Below are 1,566 nucleotides of genomic sequence, written 5' to 3'. Positions count from 1 at the left end.
GATCCTGGCAGGCTGGCCTCGATCCCCAGTGCCTGGTCTTCATCGACGAGAGTGTGCTGCAGAGCAGCGGAAGGAGTTCAATATGAACTAAGACCGTAGTGTAAAGCTGCGTGAATGATGGGGGACGGCCCTCCGAGATCGGCTTTCAGGAGCAGGTCTCAAACCAGTCCAAGCTGCTGCGGTAAAGAGCCGTGGTGGTGAGCGTTGGATGAAAAGTTCGGACGAGATCCGAGCAGGTGGGTGTCCGAAAGACGAACGAAAGTGAACCCTTCGAAGACGCGTCGTTATGAACGTAAGTGTCGCCGAAACCAGGACCGTCTCGTCGTCCTGGGACAAGTCCGCCGGGTGCCTGATGACAGGGCGGGCGGCGACCGGCGTTGAGGGGGCGTGAGTCGGACACAGGCATTCGCGCGGAACTGCAGGAACCAGGCTCCTGATGCAAAGGGAGAAGCTCAAGCGGGCCAAACCGCAAGGCGAGAGTACCGATGCAGGAGACTGGGGCGGACCGGCCCGTATGAGCGCTGAAGGCCCTGTAATGGGGCCGGAGCAAAGGGGTCGGATCAGGTGGTCGTATTGTTTGGAACAACTGGAAACAGGATGACTTCAGAAGATACGACAGACAAGCCGTTTCGAATTGCGAAACGACAAGTGTACGAAGCTTACAAAGCGGTCAAAGCCAACCAGGGCGCAGCCGGGGTGGACGGGCAGACCCTGGAGATGTTCGAGAAGGACCTTGCAGGAAACCTCTACAAGGTCTGGAATCGGATGTCCTCAGGGACGTACTTCCCACCGCCGGTTCGCGCTGTCTCCATTCCGAAGAAGAGTGGGGGCGAAAGGGTTTTGGGTGTGCCCACCGTCAGCGATCGGATCGCACAGATGGTAGTCAAGCAGATGATTGAGCCGGATTTGGATATCCTCTTTCTTCCAGACTCCTACGGCTACAGGCCGGGAAAATCGGCTCTGGATGCAGTTGGCGTCACGCGTCAGCGATGCTGGAAGCATGACTGGGTTCTGGAATTCGACGTCAAAGGGCTGTTTGACAATCTTCCGCACGATCTCCTGCTGAAGGCGGTCAGAAAGCACGTCACATGCAAATGGGCTCTGCTCTACATCGAAAGATGGCTGGCAGCGCCGATGGAGAAGAACGGGGAAGTCGTCGAGCGCACACGCGGTACCCCGCAAGGGGGCGTTGTTAGCCCGATCTTGTCGAATCTCTTCATGCACTATGCATTTGATCTGTGGATGACCCGGACGCATCCTGACCTTCCATGGTGTCGATATGCGGACGATGGCCTTGTGCATTGCCGGAATGAGCAGCAGGCAGAAGCCCTCAAGGCGGAGCTTGGTGCTCGACTGGCAGCATGCGGGCTTCAAATGCATCCGACAAAGACCAAAATCGTCTACTGCAAAGACCAAAGGCGCAGGGGGGAATACCCGAATGTCGTGTTCGACTTCCTCGGGTATCAGTTCCGGCCGCGACGCGTGGCGAACACACGGCGAGACGAGTTCTTCTGTGGTTACACGCCTGCGGCCAGCCCAACGGCAATGAAGTCGATGCGGGCCACG

Annotated in this window: 1 protein-coding gene; it reads left to right on the top strand. The window is 57.8% G+C overall.

The features are described 5' to 3' along the window. Positions 1–597 precede the first annotated feature (597 nt). On the top strand, positions 598–1,566 hold a 969-nt coding region (gene ltrA / locus AU465_RS33145; RefSeq protein ID WP_192257236.1), incomplete at its 3' end, for a group II intron reverse transcriptase/maturase.

Source organism: Mesorhizobium silamurunense, from assembly GCF_014843905.1.
In the GTDB taxonomy this organism is placed as follows: domain Bacteria; phylum Pseudomonadota; class Alphaproteobacteria; order Rhizobiales; family Rhizobiaceae; genus Mesorhizobium; species Mesorhizobium silamurunense.
The sequence above is the reverse complement of the archived record's forward strand: the minus strand, read 5'-3'. Positions and strand labels throughout refer to the sequence as shown.